The 20,543-nt window shown below is 38.3% G+C and carries 21 protein-coding genes; 10 read left to right on the top strand and 11 right to left on the bottom strand.

Translation table 11 applies throughout. The features are described from left to right. Positions 1–2: 2 nt before the first annotated feature. A complete protein-coding gene (locus tag H7254_RS06500; RefSeq protein WP_301932200.1) occupies positions 3–1,133 on the bottom strand; it encodes a DegT/DnrJ/EryC1/StrS aminotransferase family protein in 1,131 nt (376 codons plus the stop codon). A 118-nt stretch (positions 1,134–1,251) separates the two neighbouring features. On the opposite strand from H7254_RS06500, the gene H7254_RS06495 reads away from it, so the two are divergent. After that, positions 1,252–2,499 carry a 3-deoxy-D-manno-octulosonic acid transferase gene (locus tag H7254_RS06495; RefSeq protein ID WP_301932199.1) on the top strand — a complete coding sequence of 416 codons (1,248 nt, stop codon included), beginning with the start codon at positions 1,252–1,254 and terminating at the stop codon, positions 2,497–2,499. Here the strand turns inward: H7254_RS06495 and H7254_RS06490 are convergent. Then, complete coding sequence (locus tag H7254_RS06490; protein ID WP_301932198.1) at positions 2,472–3,197, bottom strand: hypothetical protein; 726 nt, start codon at positions 3,195–3,197, stop codon at positions 2,472–2,474. The genes H7254_RS06495 and H7254_RS06490 overlap by 28 nt on opposite strands. A 127-nt stretch (positions 3,198–3,324) precedes the next feature. On the opposite strand from H7254_RS06490, the gene H7254_RS06485 reads away from it, so the two are divergent. The 5 genes from H7254_RS06485 to H7254_RS06465 all read left to right on the top strand — a co-directional run bounded on the left by H7254_RS06485 (position 3,325) and on the right by H7254_RS06465 (position 7,272). Further along, positions 3,325–3,891, top strand: a complete 567-nt coding sequence (locus H7254_RS06485; RefSeq protein ID WP_301932197.1) for a thymidine kinase — start codon at positions 3,325–3,327, stop codon at positions 3,889–3,891. Between the two features lie 51 nt (positions 3,892–3,942). Continuing rightward, positions 3,943–4,596 carry a heme exporter protein CcmB gene (locus H7254_RS06480; RefSeq protein ID WP_301920698.1) on the top strand — a complete coding sequence of 218 codons (654 nt, stop codon included), beginning with the start codon at positions 3,943–3,945 and terminating at the stop codon, positions 4,594–4,596. Between the two features lie 95 nt (positions 4,597–4,691). Continuing rightward, complete coding sequence (ccsA, locus tag H7254_RS06475) at positions 4,692–5,369, top strand: cytochrome c biogenesis protein CcsA (protein ID WP_301932196.1); 678 nt, start codon at positions 4,692–4,694, stop codon at positions 5,367–5,369. Beyond that, entirely contained in the window at positions 5,359–5,577 is a 219-nt protein-coding gene (locus H7254_RS06470) for a CcmD family protein (protein WP_301932195.1), read from the top strand. The genes ccsA and H7254_RS06470 overlap by 11 nt, the downstream gene beginning before the upstream one ends. Positions 5,578–5,850: 273 nt before the next feature. Continuing rightward, complete coding sequence (locus H7254_RS06465; protein WP_301932194.1) at positions 5,851–7,272, top strand: Glu/Leu/Phe/Val dehydrogenase; 1,422 nt, start codon at positions 5,851–5,853, stop codon at positions 7,270–7,272. Positions 7,273–7,345: 73 nt separating this feature from the next. On the opposite strand, the gene H7254_RS06460 is transcribed toward H7254_RS06465, so the two are convergent. Together H7254_RS06460 and H7254_RS06455 are read right to left on the bottom strand one after the other, a co-directional pair. Beyond that, the gene (locus H7254_RS06460; protein WP_301932193.1) at positions 7,346–7,639 is read right to left on the bottom strand and encodes a chaperone modulator CbpM; all 294 of its coding nucleotides are present in this window, start codon (positions 7,637–7,639) and stop codon (positions 7,346–7,348) included. 7 nt (positions 7,640–7,646) lie between these two features. Beyond that, a complete protein-coding gene (locus H7254_RS06455; RefSeq protein ID WP_301932192.1) occupies positions 7,647–8,528 on the bottom strand; it encodes a DnaJ C-terminal domain-containing protein in 882 nt (293 codons plus the stop codon). A gap of 366 nt (positions 8,529–8,894) precedes the next feature. On the opposite strand from H7254_RS06455, the gene H7254_RS06450 reads away from it, so the two are divergent. After that, positions 8,895–9,743, top strand: a complete 849-nt coding sequence (locus H7254_RS06450; RefSeq protein ID WP_301932191.1) for a DUF6263 family protein — start codon at positions 8,895–8,897, stop codon at positions 9,741–9,743. Between the two features lie 51 nt (positions 9,744–9,794). Here H7254_RS06450 and H7254_RS06445 read toward each other — a convergent pair whose 3' ends face one another. The 5 genes from H7254_RS06445 to glgP form a co-directional block, all read right to left on the bottom strand. Continuing rightward, a complete protein-coding gene (locus tag H7254_RS06445) occupies positions 9,795–10,565 on the bottom strand; it encodes a thioredoxin family protein (RefSeq protein ID WP_301932190.1) in 771 nt (256 codons plus the stop codon). A 33-nt stretch (positions 10,566–10,598) separates the two neighbouring features. Beyond that, a complete protein-coding gene (locus H7254_RS06440) occupies positions 10,599–11,837 on the bottom strand; it encodes an MFS transporter (protein ID WP_301932189.1) in 1,239 nt (412 codons plus the stop codon). A 149-nt stretch (positions 11,838–11,986) separates the two neighbouring features. Further along, a complete protein-coding gene (locus H7254_RS06435) occupies positions 11,987–12,412 on the bottom strand; it encodes a thioesterase family protein (protein WP_301932188.1) in 426 nt (141 codons plus the stop codon). A gap of 708 nt (positions 12,413–13,120) precedes the next feature. Continuing rightward, on the bottom strand, positions 13,121–13,786 hold the full coding sequence (locus tag H7254_RS06430) for an SGNH/GDSL hydrolase family protein (protein ID WP_301932187.1): 666 nt from the start codon (positions 13,784–13,786) through the stop codon (positions 13,121–13,123). 157 nt (positions 13,787–13,943) lie between these two features. Continuing rightward, a complete protein-coding gene (glgP, locus tag H7254_RS06425; RefSeq protein ID WP_301932186.1) occupies positions 13,944–15,596 on the bottom strand; it encodes an alpha-glucan family phosphorylase in 1,653 nt (550 codons plus the stop codon). A 367-nt stretch (positions 15,597–15,963) separates the two neighbouring features. Between glgP and H7254_RS06420 the strand changes: the two genes are divergently transcribed. Beyond that, complete coding sequence (locus tag H7254_RS06420) at positions 15,964–16,251, top strand: hypothetical protein (protein ID WP_301932185.1); 288 nt, start codon at positions 15,964–15,966, stop codon at positions 16,249–16,251. 49 nt (positions 16,252–16,300) lie between these two features. On the opposite strand, the gene H7254_RS06415 is transcribed toward H7254_RS06420, so the two are convergent. After that, the gene (locus tag H7254_RS06415; protein ID WP_301932184.1) at positions 16,301–16,681 is read right to left on the bottom strand and encodes a RidA family protein; all 381 of its coding nucleotides are present in this window, start codon (positions 16,679–16,681) and stop codon (positions 16,301–16,303) included. A 114-nt stretch (positions 16,682–16,795) separates the two neighbouring features. Between H7254_RS06415 and H7254_RS06410 the strand changes: the two genes are divergently transcribed. Together H7254_RS06410 and H7254_RS06405 are read left to right on the top strand one after the other, a co-directional pair. Continuing rightward, entirely contained in the window at positions 16,796–17,455 is a 660-nt protein-coding gene (locus H7254_RS06410) for a metal-dependent transcriptional regulator (RefSeq protein WP_301920683.1), read from the top strand. Next, positions 17,448–19,328, top strand: a complete 1,881-nt coding sequence (locus H7254_RS06405; RefSeq protein ID WP_301932183.1) for an Nramp family divalent metal transporter — start codon at positions 17,448–17,450, stop codon at positions 19,326–19,328. Before H7254_RS06410 ends, H7254_RS06405 begins: the two co-directional genes overlap by 8 nt. Before the next feature lie 157 nt (positions 19,329–19,485). On the opposite strand, the gene H7254_RS06400 is transcribed toward H7254_RS06405, so the two are convergent. Next, positions 19,486–20,442: a glycoside hydrolase family 5 protein gene (locus H7254_RS06400; RefSeq protein ID WP_301932182.1), complete on the bottom strand. Its 957-nt coding sequence runs from the start codon at positions 20,440–20,442 to the stop codon at positions 19,486–19,488. Positions 20,443–20,543 lie beyond the last annotated feature (101 nt).

Here is a 20,543-nt window from a genome sequence, read left to right as displayed (position 1 = left end):
ACTTAACGGTTTATATAACTTAAGATATTAGATACAATAGATGCTTGTTGTTCTTCATCCAATTCGGTATGCATGGGCAATGATATTACCCTCTCCGTTAACCAGTCTGTTACCGGCAGCTGATAACTACTTCCACCAAAAGTATCAAACATTTTTTGTTTGTGACAAGGCACCGGGTAATAAATCATCGATGGAATTCCTTTTTCAGCCAGGTAGTTGTTCAATCCATCCCGGTCAACTTCATTTAAAATTAAAGTGTATTGATGAAACACATGTTTGCTGTACGCTGCTCTAAAAGGTGTGGTTATTTTTTGATTACTGGCAAAAGCTTTGTCATAAAAATCAGCCGCCTTTCTTCTTGCGTCAGTATATTCATCAAGATGTGTTAATTTAACATCCAGGATGGCCGCCTGCAAAGCATCTAACCTTGAATTGCAGCCTACCATGTCATGATAATATTTTTTACTTTGCCCGTGTGATGCGATTTTTTTTAACTTCTCAGCTAACGCATCATCATTGGTAAATATTGCTCCTCCGTCGCCGAAAGCTCCTAAATTTTTTGACGGATAAAACGAGGTGCAACCAATGTGGCCAATGCTTCCGGTTTTTTTAACCGATCCATCCCTAAAAGTATACTCACATCCAATAGCCTGTGCATTGTCTTCAATAACAAATAGTCCATATTTTTTTGCAATGGCCATTATCTTTTCCATCTCTGCAGCATGACCATATAAGTGAACCGGAATAATGGCTTTTGTTTTTGGAGTAATGGCTTTTTCCATTGCATCTGCATCCATACAAAAAGTATGTTTATCCACTTCTGTAAAAACAGGTTGTAAATGCAGCAATGCCGCTGCTTCAACAGTTGCAATATAAGTAAAGGAGGGAGTAATTACTTCGTCGCCTGGCTTAAGATCCAGTGCCATCATAGAAATTTGCAGCGCATCTGTACCATTGGCACAGGGAATTACATGCTTAACCTGATTGTATGCAGCCAGATTTGCTGCAAAGTCATTCACCACTTTACCGCCAATAAACTGGCTGCTTTCCATCACCTTTAAAACAGCCGCATCTACGGCTGGTTTAATTTTTAAATACTGCGTTCTTGTATCAACCATTTGCAAAGGCCTCATATCTTATTTTTTTCGATGGCAAAGATAGCGATTCAATACGCTGTTTCAAATTTGAAGCTTTAGTAATCCCTCCCCGTTGTAATTAAATTTTTGCTGTTATTTTTGTATAAAAAACTACGTGGGTACTTTTCTTTATACAATTTTTATTAGCCTGTATGTTGCTGGCATTAAGCTTTTATCCTGCTGGAATGCGAAGGCAGACTTATGGATAAAAGGCAGAAAAACCTTTCCAGCGGTTACATTCAGCAAAGAATTAGACACAAAAATAATCTGGATGCATTGCGCCAGTTTGGGTGAGTTTGAACAGGGAAGACCAGTTATTGAACATCTAAAAAAATTATATCCTGCTGTAAAAATTGTGCTCACTTTTTTTTCGCCCAGCGGGTACGAGGTTCAAAAAAATTATACCGGAGCCGATGCCGTTTTTTATTTGCCCATTGACAGTAAAGCCAATGCTGATAAAATGATTGCGGCCATCAATCCGTCTTTGGTTTTATGGGTAAAATATGAATATTGGTTTTATTATTTACAGGCTTTTAAACAACAAAATATTCCTGTATTACTGGTGTCAGGTATATTTAGAAACAGCCAGCCTTTTTTTAAATGGTATGGTGCATCCTGGAAAAGAATGCTGCCCTTCTTCACTCATTTTTTTGTACAGGATAAAGCATCGGAAATATTACTGGCCGGCATTGGTATTGATGAAAATATAACCGTAAGCGGCGATACAAGATTTGACAGGGTGATTGAAATTGCCGAACAATTTGAACACATTCCGCTGATACAGGAATTTTGCGGCGACAGTAAAATTATTGTAGCAGGCAGCACCTGGGAAGATGATGAAGCTGAGTTGATTCATTATGTAAAAGCCAATCCTGCCATTAAATTTATAATTGCTCCGCATGAAATTGAGGCTGAAAATTTAAAGGATGTTAAAAAAGAATTCGTAGGTTCTGTATTTTATTCTGAGCTGTTGACCACTACTCAATCAACCGCAAATGTATTAATCATTGATAATGTAGGAATGCTATCCCGTTTGTACTGCTATGCCGATATAACCTATGTTGGGGGCGGGTTTGGCGATGACGGTGTTCACAATGTACTGGAGGCTGCGGTATATGGAAAACCTGTTTTGTATGGACCGGAATTTGAAAAATTCGTTGAAGCCATTGAGCTTACGAAATGCGGCGGGGGCATCTCCATTGATAGCGCACTTGATTTGGAAGAAGTGCTTACCCGTTTATGGGATGATGAAACACTTTTACAAATTACAGGTGAAGCGGCAAAAAATTATGTACACAACAATGCCGGAGCTTCAAAAAAAATAACAGCTTTTATTCAGGAAAAACGTCTTCTTATCAGTTGATCAAATTGTTGAACAACAGGGTGATTATCATGCCAGCCTATTTTTATTTTTAACTCCCTTTTTATCCAGTATTCCGCTTCGGGCCAAATGCTAAAACTATTGATGGTTTTAATGCTGCGTTCGTACATCGCTTCATCTCCACGAAATAGTTCACTGATAAACAAAAAACGATCATTTAAACCAATGGCTTTTTTGAGATCCTTTACCGGTCCGTCACCAAGTTTAAAACTCAGTTCATTGGCAACTCCTTTTAACGAGTCGTTCAGCGATAAATTTTCATTGCGGACCGATTCATTGATTTCTCTTTTTTGTACCACAGATGGCTGATGAATTAAAGTAGGGATATCATCAACAGATTCATATAACATGGCTGGTTTGCTGTTTGCACTGAAGTTTTGAATAACCGTGGCATTGCGTTTTATTTCTTCCAACTCGGCTTCTACTGCTGCTTCATCAACCTGTAAAACTTCTACTGTTTTTTCATTTTCTACAGCAGGTACCTCCGCAAATTGAATATGCCCGGGCGTTTGCAAAGGCATTGATATTGTAACAGATTTATTGATTTCAGTTGGCTGCGTTCCTTTTAGATGAATCAATTCGTGCTGCATCATTTCAACAGTCAGTAATAATTTCTCGGCGGAAAGTTTTTCATTTAATTGTTGCTGCAGCTTTTGCAAAAGTGTTTCCACTCTTTCCATAAGTACCATTGTTTTATTTATTAATAAGCAATTGCAAACAAAATATAGTTTTGACTAATGCCCTAAAACTATAACCTTTGCAAACATTCAAATAAAGTTACAAACTCAATCTTTAAAAAATATATAAATGTTTATTGAGCCAAATTTTAAAGGCGGCCGGGGCAGTATTGAAATAATTTGTGGCAGTATGTTTAGTGGTAAAACTGAAGAATTGATTCGCAGATTAAAAAGGGTAAAAATAGCCAATCTTAGTTATGAAATTTTTAAACCCGCCATTGATGTGCGGTTTGACCAGGTAAATATTGTAAGTCACGATACCAACTTTATTCAAAGCACACCGGTAGAAAGTTCGCAGACAATTTTGTTGCTTGCAGGTGATGTTGATGTGGTAGGTATTGATGAAGCCCAGTTTTTTGATGCAGAAATTGGCAATGTGTGTGAACAACTTGCCTTGCGTGGTATCAGGGTTATTGTTGCCGGGCTCGATATGGATTATACCGGCAAACCATTTGGCCAGATGCCAAACCTGCTGGCCATCGCCGACTATATTACCAAGCTGCATGCAATTTGTGTAAAGTGCGGCAATATTGCCAATGTGAGTTACCGCCACTCATCCGCTGAAGCGCAGGTTGTTTTGGGCGAAAAAGATATTTACGAACCAAGATGCCGGATCTGTGCACTTTTAAAAGATTAATCGTTTTCAGCCTTTACTGCCAGGTAGCGTTTTAAAACTTATTATCTAATAATGAAAATAATTTTTGCTTTATTAAAAAAAGATCTGTTGCTTGAAGTAAGGCAGCAGCATAGCTTTTATGGCATATTATTGTACGTGGCTTCTACTATATTCGTGCTTAAACTGGCCATCAATAATGCTGAAGCAGATGTTTGGAATGCGTTGTTCTGGATTATACAATTATTTGTTTGTGTAAATGCGGTGGCTAAAAGTTTTTTGCAGGAAAGCCGCGGCCGTATGCTGTATTTTTATTCTATTTCCGGAGCCCGGGAGTTTATTATTGCCAAATTAATTTATAATATAATTTTAATGTTATTGATGAGTTTGATGAGTCTTGGCCTCTTCTTTTTACTCCTAAAAAATCCGTTAAGTAACCCACTGCAATTTGCAGGCATTGTATGTTTGGGCAGTTTAAGTTTAAGCCTGGTTTTTACTTTGCTGGCAGCCATTGCTGCCAAGGCACAACAGAATGCAGCGCTGATGGCCATATTAGGTTTTCCCTTAATTGTACCGCAATTGTTACTCGTAATCCGCCTGTCGAAAGTTGCCTTTGGAGAAATTTTCCGGGATGGGGCTGTGCTAAATCTTACCTTACTGATTATTGGTTTTGATATAATGATAGTAGTTCTGTCGGTTATTTTGTTTCCATTTTTATGGAAAGATTAATGTTTAATCCACTTTGATAATTATCCATTAGCTATAAAAAATTATCAATTAATAACAGGGTCTTTCCCTAATTTTGCGATATTAATAAGTATAAAATGCGTAAAAGATGGTGGAAAATATTGGCTGCGGGTCTATTGATGTATACATTTACAGCAGGATTTTTAATTAAAGTGCCCCATATTGGTAATTTGAAAGAAACAATACGCAACTTGTTTTTTCATGTACCGATGTGGTTTGGACAGATCGTTCTACTCACCATTTCATTAATTTATTCTATTTTATATCTGCGTACTCCAGATTTAAAGCATGATATATATGCAGCGGCCTTTGCCAAAACAGGCATTGTAATGGGTGTACTCGGACTGATTACGGGTGCAATCTGGGCTACTTTTACCTGGGGCGAACCATGGAGCAATGATCCCAAACAAATAGGTGTAGCCATTGCGTTGTTAATTTATTTTGCTTACCTGGTTTTAAGAAATGCAGTACCGGATCTTGACAAAAGAGCCAAGGTGAGTGCAGTATATAACATCTTTGCGTATTTCATTTATTTACCACTGATAATGATACTACCAAGGCTGGTCGAATCGTTACATCCCGGCGGAAAAGGTGTGCAAGGTAACCCTGGTTTAAATGGCGCAGACCTGGATGCTACCATGCGGCTGGTGTTTTGGCCGGCAGTAATTGGCTGGACGTTGTTAGGCACCTGGATTAGTACTTTAAGTATCAGAATAGAATTAGTCAGAGATAAAAATCTACTCAATGCGGAATAAAATTTACGGTTTGTTATTGATGTTGCCAGCGCTTTTACTAAGCGCTTCTATTTTTGCGCAGGTAAATGAACCCTCCGAAACATTTATGCGCAGTAATGGAAAAATATATGTGGTAGTCGCTATTTGTATTACCATACTTACCGGCCTGTTTTTATACGTGGCAAGTATCGACCGGAAAATAGGTAGAATTGAAAAAGAAAATCTATAGCAGTGATAGTTGTTATAACTGCGGATATAAATAACGGTTATACAAGAAAGCAGCCTGCATTTGCTGTAATAAATTTTTTACAACAGAATTATTGACAGTAAGAGGTTGTGGCGGATAAATCTTTACATAGCTTATATAGCACCATCAGTAAGAAATCACGATAAACAATAACTTTATTATAACAATCAACCCAAATACCTCACCAGTAAACCTTCTGTAGTCACTTGCCAGTTACTATAAAATATGCACGATTGCTTCATTTAAACAAAACTTATGTCAGCACAACAACCTTACAGTTTTTTCGAAAGTGTAGAAAAAAGCTTCGATAAAGCCGCCCTGTTCACCAAGTGGGATAGCGGTATTTTAGAACAGATTAAAGCCTGTAACAGTGTGTACAGAATGAACTTCCCCATTAAAAGAGATAATGGAACCATTGAAGTAATTGAAGGCTATCGTGTACAGCACAGTCAGCATAAATCGCCCTGCAAAGGTGGCATCCGTTTTAGTGAAGCGGTAAACCAGGATGAGGTAATGGCCCTTGCCGCGTTAATGACCTATAAATGTGCTATTGTAAATGTACCCTTCGGCGGTGCAAAAGGTGGTATAAAAATCAATCCTAAAAACTACAGTGTATACGAGCTGGAAAAAATTACCCGCCGGTATACATCAGAGCTGGTAAAGAAAAATTTTATCGGGCCTGGTATAGATGTGCCGGCGCCAGACTACGGTACGGGAGAAAGAGAAATGTCATGGATTGTTGATACCTATCAATCTTTAAAGCCCGGGGAAATTGATGGCGCCGGTTGTGTAACCGGAAAACCCATTTCACTGGGTGGGGTTCGTGGCCGTAAAGAAGCTACCGGGCTGGGTGTTTTTTATGGTGTAAGAGAGGTTTGTAATATGCAGTCAGTAATGGATAAACTGGGGCTCCCTGTTGGTATTGAAGGCAAAAAAGTAGTGGTACAGGGCATTGGAAACGTGGGTTATCACTCTGCCAAATTTTTTAGGGAAAATGGTGCTATAGTGATTGCCATTGCTGAGCATGATGGCGCTGTGTACAATGCCGGTGGGTTGAATGAAGAAGAGCTGATACAGTTTAGAAATAAAACAGGTTCTATTATTAATTTTCCCGGCGCAACCACCCTTACTAACACGTTGGATGCACTGGAACTTGAGTGTGACATTTTAATTCCGGCGGCGTTGGAGAATGTAATTGATGGAAATAATGCACCCAGGATAAAAGCAAAAATTATCGGCGAAGCAGCCAACGGTCCCTGCACTCCGGAAGCAGATGAAATATTTATTCAAAGAGGAATTTTATGTGTACCGGATATGTACTTGAATGCGGGTGGTGTTACAGTGAGCTATTTTGAATGGTTAAAAAACCTGAGCCATGTGCGGTATGGCCGCCTGGAAAAGCGCTTTTCAGAAAACCTGAATACCCGTATCCTGGTACAGATAGAAGAGTTGAGCGGCAAAAAAGTTGTGGAGAAAGAAAGACAGCACATCATGCACGGAGCGGAAGAAATTGACCTGGTACATAGCGGTCTGGAAGAAACCATGATTAGTGCCACCAGAGAAATAATGCATATATGGCATAGTAATCCGGATATACCAGACATGCGTACAGCCGCCTACGTTAGTGCCATCAATAAAGTAGCCAGTACTTATGTTGAACTGGGAATATTTCCTTAGAAAGAATTTTATGAACGTATAAAAAAAATCCCTTCATTTACAGAAGGGATTTTTCATATAAAATACATTTTCCTCAACCTTCATACAAACCCAACCGCCTGTTAAGTTCTGCAATCTGGTGCTGCATATCGTTCATGCGTTGCAATAAATAAGTGATGGTTTCTATGCCTTCTATGTTGATGTCCATTTCATGATACAATCTTACCATTTTTTCCAGTTGCGGCAGCTCATTTTCTTCTATAAACAATTTTTCTTCCACTACAATTACTGTTATTAAACCAGACTGATTTAAAGACTGAATAAACGACAAATCTATATTATGGTAAATACAAAAATCATTGGCTGCTATCAATTGCGTTGTAGGCATACGATTATTATTTAAGCTTCGATAATTCTGTGAATAATTCCTTTTGTTTTTCCGTTAATTGCGTAGGGAGTTTAATATCATAGGTTACATATAAATCACCAAACTCTCCCTCCTTTTTATATACCGGAAATCCCTTTCCTTTTAACCTTATCTTAGTTCCATACTGCGTTTCGGGATTTACTTTTAATTTCACTTTTCCTTTCATTGTATCAATGGTAGTTTCACCGCCCAGCACGGCCGTGTATAAATCAATCACTGCATGGGTATACAAATCATTACCCATTCTTTTAAAACCTGGATGGGTTGCAATAATAAAAGTAATAAACAAATCGCCTGCAGGGCCGCCATTTACACCCGGTGCGCCATGACCTTTTAATTTTATAATCTGTCCGTTTTCAACCCCGGCCGGTATGGTAATCCGGATATTTTTTCCATTTACACTAAGGGTTTGCTGATGCGTCTCCATCGCATCGGTTAAGCCAAGGTTCAGTTCGGCATTATAATCCTGCCCCCTGAATTTTGTTTGCCTGCTGCGGCCTGATCCTCCAAACATAGATTCAAAAAAATTTGAAAAATCTCCGTCGTCACCGCCACCAAACTGCTGATTGCCCGAAGAAAATGGTGATTGCCCCTGCGAATGGCGTTGTTGTTCAAACTGGTCCGCATGCTTCCAGTCTTTTCCATACTGATCGTATTTTTTCCTTTTTTCAGCATCACTCAATACTTCATTGGCTTCGTTTACCTGCTGAAATTTTTTATGGGCATCCTTGTCGTTGGGGTTAAGGTCTGGGTGAAGTTTCCTGGCTAATTTTCGATAGGCTTTTTTGATATCATCTTCGGTGGCTTTTTTATCAACGCCCAATATGTTGTAATAATCTACAAATTCCATAATACTGTTTTTGCACTTTATCCTGTAAAGGTACTGTGCAATATTTTTGTTACCATTTTTTTATAAGAGAAGGTATCTTTCAGATAGCCGTTTAAAAATAGAATTCCCGTTTCTCATTGAAAGCTGGTGTTGCATCATGCACGTTTAGGGTTATAAGAAATTCTGGAAACATTTTTTAAACAGCTTCCAGCTGATTAAAGGTTTACCAAACAATGAAAGTATTTGACTGTTTGGTAATATTTGCGCATATCCCCTACCACAGCTATTTTGGAAAGGGTTTGAAAATCTAAATTTGTAAAATCACTGTTAAACAAAATGTAGTTCCCTTAATTGTAATTAAATTTGCCCACCAAAAAATATATAAATATGAAAAAAAATTTTGTACTTCTTTTATCTGTAATTTCTTTTACAACATTTGCCCAAACGCCCACTGGTAAAATTGTGGTTAAAAAAGGCCAGCATTTTGTTATAGTATCAAACTCTGAGGGAAATGTAACCCAGGAAATGATGGGCCAGAACATGGAAATGAAAATAGGCAGCGCCACTAAATTGAGCGCCGATATAAAAGACAGTAAAAATAATAATTACACCATTACCCAAACGCTTACTTCCATGAAATCTACTTTTAGTGGTATGGGCCAGGAGAAATCTTTTGACAGTGATAAAAAAGAGGATATGGCTGGAGAAGCAGGAGCTATGTACAAAGACAAACTGAATGTTCCGAAAGATGTTGAAATAACCAATGAAGGAAAAAGCCTGGTAGTGGCTGATACCACCAAACGCGACAGTACAGGTGGCGATAACCCTATGTCGGCCATTATGGAAATGATAGGCGGAGGACAGGACAATGTTGCCGGTGTTTTATTTTTGGTTATTCCCATGGGTAAAAAAGTTGGTGATACCTGGCAAGACAGCTCCATAAGTGAAGGTGTTAAATTAAAAAGAATGTACACGCTGAATTCGATTGCCAATAAGCAGGCAGCTGTTACTGTTAACAGTATGCTAGACGTTAATAAAACTATGCAGCTGCAGGGTATGGATATGAATGCGGTGATGACAAGTAAAATTGTTTCTGCGGTTTTGGTAGATGTGTTAAGCAACATTCAAAAAGAAAATAAAAGTACCATGGATGTTACGGGAACAATCGATGTAATGGGACAGTCTGTACCAATTACTGCAAAAGCAACTTCGGTTACTTCGGTAAAAATGTTGTAAATAATATTTATTGATTTTTTTTAAAAACCGCTGTCTAAACCAGCGGTTTTTTTATATGCTTTTTTTTACCGCGCCAGTTATTTTTAAACTGCCTGTATTTTGCGCAAGCAAAACAATGCTGTAATTGTTAGAGATAAAACCAGCTGGAATTGTTAGGGTGCAGCTACCTGCTACTTTTGCAGGTACTGATACCATGCTTCCTACAACATTGTAACTTGCAAGTGTTGCACCATTATTTTCGCCTGCTTTAATTTTTGTGATAGCCCTGGTTTGAACCAGCAAAGCCAGGATATTATTGTGGGCGATATTACCCGTTGTGCTATATTGAATAATAAGCTCACCCTCTTTAATTTGCTGGCTGCCGATGGCGATGGTAACAACCGGCTGTAGCGCCAATGCTTTTGTAACAGCCGAAGCTATTTTACTTTCTTCACTGCCCACCATTTCTTCATTGCCATTTATAATCAGTTGCGGCGTATATACCGAACTGTTTGCGATGGAACTTGCATATAGCCGCTGCCGTTGCGAAAAGCCTGCATTGCTGAAAGAATCTTTCCAGCCAAGCCGGTTCCAATAATCTACATGAAAAGAAAGCGGGATGATATTCGGGTTGTTTTGCGCGGCATATTTACCAAGCAACTCATCTGCAGGCGGACAACTGCTGCAACCCTGCGAGGTAAATAATTCCATCACAACAAACCCTTGTGCTGCCTGCGCTGAACTCGCTTTTACTATGGAATCTTTAAAGATGGAAGATGTGAGGCAGATTACAATACCGGCCGTTACAAAAATAAATATTAATACAGATGATAATTTTTTCATACTCATAACTATAAGTTACGAAATATTAAAACATCAGGTTGCAGAGAAATGCCTCTTAACATTTTGTTTATAAAGGTACCTGTAACCCGCTGCCCCAATAAAACTTATTGCAGCAACCAAACACCATAAATTAAAAAAGCCAGCGGCCTGTACTATCTGTGTTCCGCTGCTGCTGCCTATTACCTGCGCAAGGCTCCATGCCATAGTGTACAACGCTGCGTATTGGCCGCGGTTGCCGGCAGTACTTCTAGCTATATAATAGCTGTTCATAAAAGGCATAGCAGTCATCTCTGATATGGTAATAAAAAACATAAATACCAGCGCAATTATAAATCCATGTGCAAACGGAATATTCAGCAATAAAAAAGAAAAGGCCATAATTAAAGTACCGTAAGACATCAGTATCAGATAAGGCCTTCTGCCTTCGAGCTTAAACACAATCACCATTTCCACCAAGGCTATTAAAAAGCCATTCATACCCATGACTGTTCCAATTAAAAATTCGTTCAACTGCAGGCTTTCTTTAAAATACAATGGCACCGTAGTAAACAGTTGAAAAAAACAAGTTGCAAATAAAACCTGCAAGCCAAGAAAAACTAAAAAAGGTTTGTCCTTGTAAGCCGAAGATATGTCAAGAGTACTGCTCTTTTTTTGTTTGGATTCTTGTAATTGTTTTTGTTGTACCAATGTAATTTTTGGTAATATCGCCAGTAATAAAAATGCCGCCAGAATATTTGTACAACCATCTACCCAAAATAATAAATGATAGTTGATGGATGCTAGTAAACCACCTAGTCCGCTGCCAATACCCCATCCAAGGTTGATGGCCAGCCTAACCAGTGAAAAAGACTGCGTTCTGTTTTGTGATGTGCTGTAGTATGCAATGGCAGTAGCATTGGCTGGCCTGAAAGCTTCATTGACCATACTTAAAAAAAAGGTACAAATACAAATGGCGGTATAGCTCTGCATTTGACCAAGTATCATAAATAAAATACCCCCACACAATAATGATAAAAACTGGGTATGGTAAAATCCAAAACGGTCACTGATTTTACCGCCCGCAAAAGCCCCGGCCAAAGAGCCAATGCCGTAAATTGCAACCACCCATCCACCCTGCTGCATGGAATAACCAATGTGATGGCAATATAATGTCATAAAAGCCAATACCATGGTACCACTGCGATTAATGAGCATCACTAAGGACAGTAACCACATTTTTCGGGGCAGACCTGCGTAGGCATTTTTATATAGGTTGATGGTTGTATTCAGCATAGCCTGGAAGGCAAAGATATTTATTTACGCCTTGCTAAAATTGCGTTCCTCCATTGCAGGCTTATAGTCAAGTACACTGCAATATGGAGACTGGAAGATGTTGGCAGATTAATTATAAAACAAAAAAGGTGTAGTATTCCTTTTTAAAATTACTCCCCGGTGTTATTTGAGATAATACTGAATATTTCTTTAAATGTTTTCGGTGGTACTCTTAATTTGCGATGCACTGTATCCATCCATGCACCATCAACGGTTATTATTGCTGATAAGGCATCCCCGTTTTTCCAGATTTCATGCACCATTGTCCACTTTGAAAAATCATCGTTTGTCTTTTCTATTCTGAGATTAATTTTTACCTGGTCGCCAAATTTTATTTCTTTTCGAAACATGCACTCTTCCCTTAAAATAACAGGACCAATATTAGCGTTCCGTAATACTTCCGCAGAAATGCCATGTTCATTCATAAAAGAAATCCGGCTGTAGGCTCCAAAGTCATAATAGGCTGAATGCCGGAGATGGAAATTGGGATCAAGATCGCTCCAGCGTATTTCGAGTTGCTTAAAATAATCAGTCATGCTTTTTCATTGAATTACAAATATAAATAAAAACGGCCTCCCTGCCCTTAAAAGGAGGATTCTTTGAAGCATTAAAATTTGACAAACTTTCCCTATTTGTAAAATCCTGAACCCTGCTTTGGAGGGCAGGCAGGCGTTTATAAATTCAGTACTTTGTCTTTCGGATATTTAGTGCTTTAACAACTGAGTAATTTTTTACTTTCATTTGATGCTTAATTTGTAACTTATAATGCACCAGCCTTTTTCGTTATAGATAGCAACTATGTCACTTTGCAGCCAGTCAACTTCTATTTCTTTGTTTTTAGATAAAGGATGTTGTTCTTTTATTAAAATATCGGTAACTTATTTTTGATTTTTATTCACTATAATTTGATAAATAAATACCTGTTTTTTATTAGTCGCTAAAAATTTAACGCTGCAAACGTATATCAGTTTTTCACTTTTAGCCACCACCCTTTTATCACTGCGTATAATAAGATTTATTTTAAAAGAGGAGGAAATGTCGATTGAAAAACAGATTACATACAACTGTCCGGATAAAATAAAACGCGGTAAATTAATGCGTTAGGGATTGCAGCGGAAGTGCTTTTTTTGAGGCACGAAAAAAAAGATTGCAGCGTAAAGCCCGGCCCCTTGCGCAGCTTGGGAAACGCTCTAAAAAAAATAAGAGTTAAGCATGAAAACCTGCAGGTTAAATAAATAAATTATTTATTTTAATGCTGTCTTTATAACCGGTAACAGTTGATAGGCCCAAATTTGGTATTCAATACCGGAAGGATGCAAGCCATCGGATGCAATTAACGAAGCATCTGATGCGGCCAGTCTTGTAAAACCTGTAATATCTATATAATTTACACCTGCCTGCTCAGCAATTTTTTTGTTGATGGCATTGAAGGCATTAATTTCTTTTGCAATCAAATCTTTATTGCTTCCGTTTGCAAAAGGGGTAACACTATAATCAGGAATGGATAATACAATTACTCTTTTTTTATTGTTGCCTGCAAATTGAATGGCCTTATTTAACAAGGTTAAAAACTCGTCAGCATATTGCTGCTGCGATCCATGCTCATATTGGTTATTAACGCCAATTAATAAAGTAACAATATCGTATGTTTGTTTTACAGGAGCGGCATCAGCAAGGCTGTTTAATAAATTTCCTGTTGTCCAGCCGGTATGTGCAATTATTTCCGGGGCAAAAAAATTCATTCCCTGCGCATTTAAATATTTTACTGTCTGTACCGGAAATTGGTTGGCCTCCGGCACAGACTGCCCAATGGTATAAGAATCTCCCAATGCCAGCAAAAACCGTTGTGTGGTATCACTAACTACATTTGCTGCAGGCAACACATTTGTGTAGGTATTACTATTTACCATCTGATGATCTTTTTTACATGACAGAAACAGGCACGTTATTGAAAATGCTATGATGGATTTTCTGTGCATAATTCAATAAACGAATTGAATTTAACAATGGTTCTATAGTACAAAAAAGCCTCTTTGAAAAGAGGCTTTTTAAAATTTGGTCTTGAAATTATTTATATAAAATTTTGTAGTATTCATCTGCCATACGGTTGCTGTCAAACTGAACCTGCACGTCATTCATACCATTTTTTACAATATCTCTCCAGGTATCTTTCTGATCGTAATACAATGGAAGAATCTGATTTTCCAATATTTCGTACAACTGGTTCATATCATATTCATCCTGCTCCTGCACATGAATATTTTCATAATCAATTGGCGGTACCACAAAGCCATTGTTTCCGTTATGAATAAATTCGCATATCCATCCATCGTTGGTACTAAAATTTACTGCACCATTCATAGCAGCAGTCATACCACTTGTTCCACTTGCTTCCCTGGGCACCCTTGGATTATTTAACCATACATCCGCTGCCTGTTTAAGCCTTTTACTTAAAGACAATTCGTAACCAACACACACCGCAACATTTTTATATTGCTTGCTTAAATGTACCAGGTGATTAAAGTCGTTGATAGCGGGATAATCCAGCGGATAAGGTTTGCCAGCCCAGATAATCTGCACCGGATATTTGGTATTGTGTAATAAAGCTTCAAAGCGTTTATGGTCCCGGGTTAGTAACTCGGCTCTTTTGTAGCCTGCAAAACGGCGGGCCCAAACAATGGTTAAAACATCCGGGTCCAACAGCTTGCCGGTTTGATCTGCCACTATATCCAATGCCCTTTTCTTCAAAAATCTTTTGCGGTCATCCATCCAAACATCATTTCCTTCTGCCTTGGCTTTGTATAATTGTTTATCTGCCCAATAGGTCCAGCTTTGTGCATTGGTAATGGCCTTAATTTCGCAAATACCTTTGTACTTGCCCCACATTTTACGGCTCACTTCTCCATGTAATTGTGATACACCATTGGCTAATTTAGCAAAACGTAATGCGGCCAGGGAATGATTAAACTGGTCATCTTTAATACCTGTTAATCTGCGAACCTCGTCCAGATGCATGCCACAGAAATAACTCATTTTCTGACAAAGAAAAATATCATGCTTTTCATTACCCGCTTCTTCAGGTGTGTGCGTGGTAAATACCAGCCGTTTTCTAACTTCCTCTATATTACCAAATTTCCTGTACAGATAAAATGCAGCGCTGATAGCGTGTGCTTCATTTAAATGATACAGTTCAGGATTAAAATTTATTTCATCCATCAGCTTGGCACCACCTACGCCAAGCAAAATAAACTGCGCTACCTTTGTAGCCACATTGCCATCATATAAACGATGGGTAATGGTTTGACTAACGTAATCATTCTCCGGCAAATCTGTGCTCAATAAAAACATGGGGGCACTCTTAAATGTTTCCGGGTTCAGGTACCATACTTTTACCCAAACAGGATGATCGTGAATGTTGATCTGAAATTTAATGCCGGTATCTTCTAAAAAATTATAAATTTTTTCGTTCCACTGAACCTGCAGGGTCTGGTCGGCATTACGGGCCTGGTCGTAATATCCATACTTCCATAAAATACCAATACCCACTAAATTCTGTTTTAGTTCATAGGCACTGCGCATGTGTGAGCCTGATAAAAAACCAAGACCTCCGCTATAAATTTTTAATGGTTGGTGTACTGCAAACTCCATAGAGAAGTAAGCGATTCTTTTGCTGTAATTTTCGTTAACAGAATAAGGGACGTTGAAATTATTAAAACTCATATAACTCGAAAAATTTTTAGGAATGCAATATAAATGGATATTTTCGGAAAAAACGCCGGTTGTTTAACAAATATTGTGCAGTTGACAGACTCACGTGAATACGTAAAAATAAAACTACAGCCGCTTAAAAAACTTATTACATTATTTTATGGCACTGGTATAATTGTCTGCAACCCACAGCCCCACTGCTTTTACCATACCCTTGTGCGTTATATCAGATTAAATCTGGTCATTCATTAAACGTTTAGAAGCAGGTAAATTGCTATCACCACAAAATTTAAACCTCCTATTTGTTTACAAAATATTAATCAAGGCGATTTTGAAATATACTTTTAAATACGGAACTTGAAGAATTAAATATTTAATTATGCAAAAGATTTTAACAATAGCGGTAGATACTACGCAATTAATCAAAGGAAGTTTAACACCATTTGCTGTAAACGAACTGGAAGAAATTAACGAAATACTGGAACTGGGCTGGCAGATAGAGGAATGGGATTTTTTAAAAGAAGGAGAAACAGACGGACAGGTAGTACTACTGGTTATTTTAAATGATGACCTAACCATTGAAAATGATCACGATGAGTTTGATACGGAATTTAATGAGGAAGATGATGATGAGTATTATGATGAAATAAAGGAAAAGAAAGATTGAATAAAAACCAACCCTGCCAGCATCCCTCATTGCATGATGCCTGCACTTATTACGGAATAATTGCCGTTGCTTCAATCTCTATCAGCAAATCCTCATTTATCAGGCATTTAACTTCCAACAGGGTGGTTACGGGTTTTATGCCGGCAAAAAACTCTCCGTGGGCTTTACCTGCCATTTCCCAGTTGCTGATATTGGTTACAAACATTCTTGTGCGCACCACATCATTGAGTGAACTACCCAGTTGCTGAAGTGCCTTATCTATTTTTTGAAAAATAAATTTTGTCTGCGTATACAAATCATCTTTACCAATAAGTGTGTCCCCATCCATTGCAGTGGTGCCTGCCACTTCTATAATATTGCCAACCCTTACCGCCCTTGAATACCCAACTGTCTCTTCCCAGGATGAGCCTGAACCAATTTGTTGCCGCATTTATTTCATTTAAGTGAACAAGTTACAAAAACTGCTTTAACACAGCACACTATTTGAATTGTTTAAAATACCATTTATTTTTTTTAGATTTGTCTAAATTTAAATTTAGGTAGTATGAATTATACTGTTTCTGAAGAGAATTATATCAAAAGCATTTATCACCTGCAGCAGCAAACAGCCACCGTAACTACCAATTCGCTGGCCAACGAACTGCGCACCAAACCGGCGTCGGTTACGGATATGCTGAAGAAACTGCAAACAAAAGAACTGGTGGAATACGAAAAATACCGCGGGTTTAAACTAAATGCCACCGGTAATAAAATAGCCCTGTGTATTGTACGCAGGCACAGGCTCTGGGAATTTTTTTTGGTAAATAAATTGGGTTTTGAGTGGGACAAGGTGCATGACATAGCCGAAGAGCTGGAGCATGTTAGCAGCCCTGAACTGATAAAAAAATTAGATATTTTTTTAAACTTTCCGCAAACGGATCCGCATGGCGATCCTATACCAGATACCAACGGAAAAATTGTTGTGATAAAACAATTGAGCCTGGCAGAAATTACAGCAAAAAAAAATGTGGTGATAAGTTCTGTAAGCAATCATTCGCCTGCAATGCTTGAGATGCTGAAACATTATCATATTGGCATTGGTACCAGCTTAAAAGTAAACAAGCAGTTTGCCTTTGATGGTTCAATAGAAATTAAAGTAGCTCAACAAGCCCCCTGCATCATCAGCGAGCAGGTAGCTAAAAATATTTTTGTGCATCATGACTAACTATCCGCCTACCAACACTTCCTTAAGCGAAGTACACCAAAGTATTGATACCACGGCAGGTAAAAAAACCGGCTTTAGAAAAATTTTATCTTTTCTGGGGCCTGCCTATCTTATTAGTGTTGGCTATATGGACCCAGGCAACTGGGCAACAGACCTTGCCGGAGGCAGCAAATTTGGTTATGCTTTGATATGGGTATTAATGATGAGTAACCTGATGGCTTTGTTACTACAGGGATTGTCGGCAAGACTGGGCATAGTAAGGGGCCGCGACCTTGCACAAGCCAACAGGGAAGCCTATCCGCGACCAATTAATTTTACGTTATACATTTTAGCCGAAATTGCCATTGCTGCCTGTGACCTTGCAGAAGTGCTGGGAATGGCCATCGGTATACAATTGCTTACCGGGCTTCCGCTAGTTTGGGGCGTTTCTATTACCGTACTGGATACTTTTTTATTATTGTTTTTACAACGCCTTGGGATGCGTAAAATGGAGGTTTTTATTATTAGCCTGGTGGCGGTGGTGGCCATTTCTTTTTTAATAGAAATTATTTTTGCACAACCCAACCTTAAAGAAGTAGCAATGGGATTTATACCGCATGCAATGTCGGATGAAGCCCTGTACATTGGTATTGGTATAATTGGTGCAACGGTAATGCCGCATAATTTATATCTCCATTCGGCACTGGTACAAACCCGAAAAATTGACCGTACAGATGCAGGAATAAAACAGGCTTTAAAATTTAACCGCATCGATACTTCCATTGCACTAAACCTTGCTTTTTTTGTAAATGCCGCCATACTCGTTCTGGCAGCAACGGTATTTTTTAAAACCGGTAACTCGCAGGTGGCAGAAATAAAAGAAGCGCATAGATTACTGCCTGGCTTTTTAGGTAACCTGGCACCAAAAATATTTGCCATTGCACTGATTGCCGCAGGACAAAGCAGCACTATTACCGGTACGCTGGCTGGACAGATAATTATGGAGGGCTATTTAAGTTTACGGGTAAATCCCTGGATAAGACGCCTAATAACCAGGCTGCTAGCCATTATACCTGCATTGCTGGTGATAATCATTTACGGCGAAAACAATGTAAATGCACTCCTTATTTTTAGCCAGGTTATTTTAAGTATTCAATTGGGCTTTGCCATTATTCCACTCATTCATTTTGTGAGCGATAAAAAAACGATGGGTAATTTTTCAATTAATACCATTACAAAAATTAGTGCCTGGGCCATTGCCGCGGTGCTCATTTTTTTAAATATGAAAATGATCATTAACCAGGCAGCGGATGTTTTTTTAACCGGTAGTTTTATTTCAAAAGCAGGTCTGCTAATTGTAGGTGCATTGTTTATTTTATTGCTTCTGTACATCATTGTGTTTCCTTTTTTTGGCCTCAGAAAAAAATCGGTTTCTATACAAATGCATGCAGATTTACATATTATTAAAGAACTGGCAATTCCTCAATTTAAACGCATTGCAATAGCGCTTGATTTTAGTGAAAATGATGAAAAATTATTAGCCTTTGCATTGGGTCAGGGTAAACAGGAAACTGCGTATGTACTGGTTCATATTGTTGAGAGCGCCTCGGCAAAATTACATGGCAAAGAAAGTGACGATTATGAAACCAGGAAAGATAAAGAACGGATGGATTTTTATGTGAATTTTTTAAGAGAGAAAGGTCATACAACGCAGGGTTACCTTGGTTTTAGAAACAGAGCCAGGGAAATTGCCCGTATTGTAAAAGACGTAGACGCAGATATGCTGGTATTGGGTGCTCATGGCCACACCGGTTTAAACGATTTTATTTATGGCGAAACAGTGAACACAGTAAGGCATGAATTAAAAATACCGGTGTTGATTGTAAATGTGTAACTGTCCTGTATTTCATCATTTACGTGCAACAGATATTTATGGCAGCGTTTGTTAAGGCAGATACCTTTAAGCCAGGCCTGGCATAAAAACACTTATAGTTGTATGAACTTTCTTTTGCTCATCCTTCCTGCTTTAAAAAATATTTGTAAGCATCTATTTACTTTTTCGCAGCCTTACTTCTTAATAACTCCCTTGTTTTAATACCTGATTCTTTCAGGTCATCTGTTTTCCAGCCACCAAAATCAGAGGCACTTTTGTTTAGCACAGAACAGGTTTCATCTTTATCGGATACAGACCAGGTGACCCAGCTTATTTTATTTATTTCCATCCATTTAATCCATTTATTCCATTCTGCATAATCAATGGGTCCGTCGCCGGTAGCCTTCATCCCTGCTGATTCAGATACAAATATGGGTAATCCTTTAGCGATGGCAGCATCTGTTCTGTCACGCAAAATTTGCTTGTGTGTGCCTGCATAAAAATGCATTGTATACATCAAATTTTTATAGCCTGTAATGGGATCTTCGGCTGGCAAATTAACATCCTGGTCCCAGTGGGGACTTCCTACTAAAATAATATTATTGCTGTCAATGGCGCGTATGGTGGAAATTAATTCTGTAGAATATTTTTTTATTTCAGGCCAGGTTTCATTATCGGGTTCATTGAATAATTCATAAATAATATTGGGATACTTACCATACTGTGTGGCCATCTCTTTAAAAAATTCGTTGGCCTCGGGTAGTTTTATATTATGACTGTGCCAGTCGATGATGACATAAATACCATCAATGATAGCCTGATCAATTACGGTTTTAATCAGCTTTTTTTGAACGGCTGAATCTTTCAGATATCCCTTGTCTGGCTCTACACCAAGCGCAGCCCTTACTACGCTGCACTTCCAGTCTTTGTAAAGCCATCTTACCGTGGAGGCGGTGTAAAAGCGTGGATGAAAACAACTCCATCCAAAGCTCATTCCATTTAGCATTACCGGCAGATTGTTTTGATCTGTTAATTGTGTTCCCACAACTTTTAACTGACCATGTAATTTTACAGGTTGTGCATTACTATAATAAAAAGTACATAAAAAAATGAATGTAATTGATAGTAGTTTCATGTTTGTTGTTTAATTATTTACAGTATTCAAATGTCGGATTTCTGAATTCAGATTGCTCATTTCTTTATCCTTATATTTCTTTCAAAAAGTTAAATTATTAT

The sequence above is a fragment of the Ferruginibacter sp. genome, from assembly GCF_014377975.1.
Taxonomy (GTDB): Bacteria; Bacteroidota; Bacteroidia; order Chitinophagales; family Chitinophagaceae; genus Ferruginibacter.
The sequence above is the reverse complement of the archived record's forward strand: the minus strand, read 5'-3'. Positions and strand labels throughout refer to the sequence as shown.

Excerpts from the sequence above, each read along its gene's own strand:
- H7254_RS06500 (WP_301932200.1), bottom strand. The coding sequence starts at position 1,133 with ATGAGGCCTTTGCAAATGGTTGATACAAGAACGCAGTATTTAAAAATT.
- H7254_RS06455 (WP_301932192.1), bottom strand. The coding sequence starts at position 8,528 with ATGGAATTTGTAGATTATTACAACATATTGGGCGTTGATAAAAAAGCC.
- H7254_RS06470 (WP_301932195.1), top strand. The coding sequence starts at position 5,359 with ATGCGGAATAAAATTTACGGTTTGTTATTGATGTTGCCAGCGCTTTTA.
- H7254_RS06460 (WP_301932193.1), bottom strand. The coding sequence starts at position 7,639 with ATGCCTACAACGCAATTGATAGCAGCCAATGATTTTTGTATTTACCAT.
- H7254_RS06435 (WP_301932188.1), bottom strand. The coding sequence starts at position 12,412 with ATGACTGATTATTTTAAGCAACTCGAAATACGCTGGAGCGATCTTGAT.
- H7254_RS06445 (WP_301932190.1), bottom strand. The coding sequence starts at position 10,565 with ATGAAAAAATTATCATCTGTATTAATATTTATTTTTGTAACGGCCGGT.
- H7254_RS06480 (WP_301920698.1), top strand. The coding sequence starts at position 3,943 with ATGAAAATAATTTTTGCTTTATTAAAAAAAGATCTGTTGCTTGAAGTA.
- glgP (WP_301932186.1), bottom strand. The coding sequence starts at position 15,596 with ATGAGTTTTAATAATTTCAACGTCCCTTATTCTGTTAACGAAAATTAC.
- H7254_RS06465 (WP_301932194.1), top strand. The coding sequence starts at position 5,851 with ATGTCAGCACAACAACCTTACAGTTTTTTCGAAAGTGTAGAAAAAAGC.
- H7254_RS06415 (WP_301932184.1), bottom strand. The coding sequence starts at position 16,681 with ATGCGGCAACAAATTGGTTCAGGCTCATCCTGGGAAGAGACAGTTGGG.
- H7254_RS06490 (WP_301932198.1), bottom strand. The coding sequence starts at position 3,197 with ATGGAAAGAGTGGAAACACTTTTGCAAAAGCTGCAGCAACAATTAAAT.
- ccsA (WP_301932196.1), top strand. The coding sequence starts at position 4,692 with ATGCGTAAAAGATGGTGGAAAATATTGGCTGCGGGTCTATTGATGTAT.
- H7254_RS06420 (WP_301932185.1), top strand. The coding sequence starts at position 15,964 with ATGCAAAAGATTTTAACAATAGCGGTAGATACTACGCAATTAATCAAA.
- H7254_RS06430 (WP_301932187.1), bottom strand. The coding sequence starts at position 13,786 with ATGGTAAATAGTAATACCTACACAAATGTGTTGCCTGCAGCAAATGTA.
- H7254_RS06405 (WP_301932183.1), top strand. The coding sequence starts at position 17,448 with ATGACTAACTATCCGCCTACCAACACTTCCTTAAGCGAAGTACACCAA.
- H7254_RS06440 (WP_301932189.1), bottom strand. The coding sequence starts at position 11,837 with ATGCTGAATACAACCATCAACCTATATAAAAATGCCTACGCAGGTCTG.
- H7254_RS06400 (WP_301932182.1), bottom strand. The coding sequence starts at position 20,442 with ATGAAACTACTATCAATTACATTCATTTTTTTATGTACTTTTTATTAT.
- H7254_RS06485 (WP_301932197.1), top strand. The coding sequence starts at position 3,325 with ATGTTTATTGAGCCAAATTTTAAAGGCGGCCGGGGCAGTATTGAAATA.
- H7254_RS06410 (WP_301920683.1), top strand. The coding sequence starts at position 16,796 with ATGAATTATACTGTTTCTGAAGAGAATTATATCAAAAGCATTTATCAC.
- H7254_RS06450 (WP_301932191.1), top strand. The coding sequence starts at position 8,895 with ATGAAAAAAAATTTTGTACTTCTTTTATCTGTAATTTCTTTTACAACA.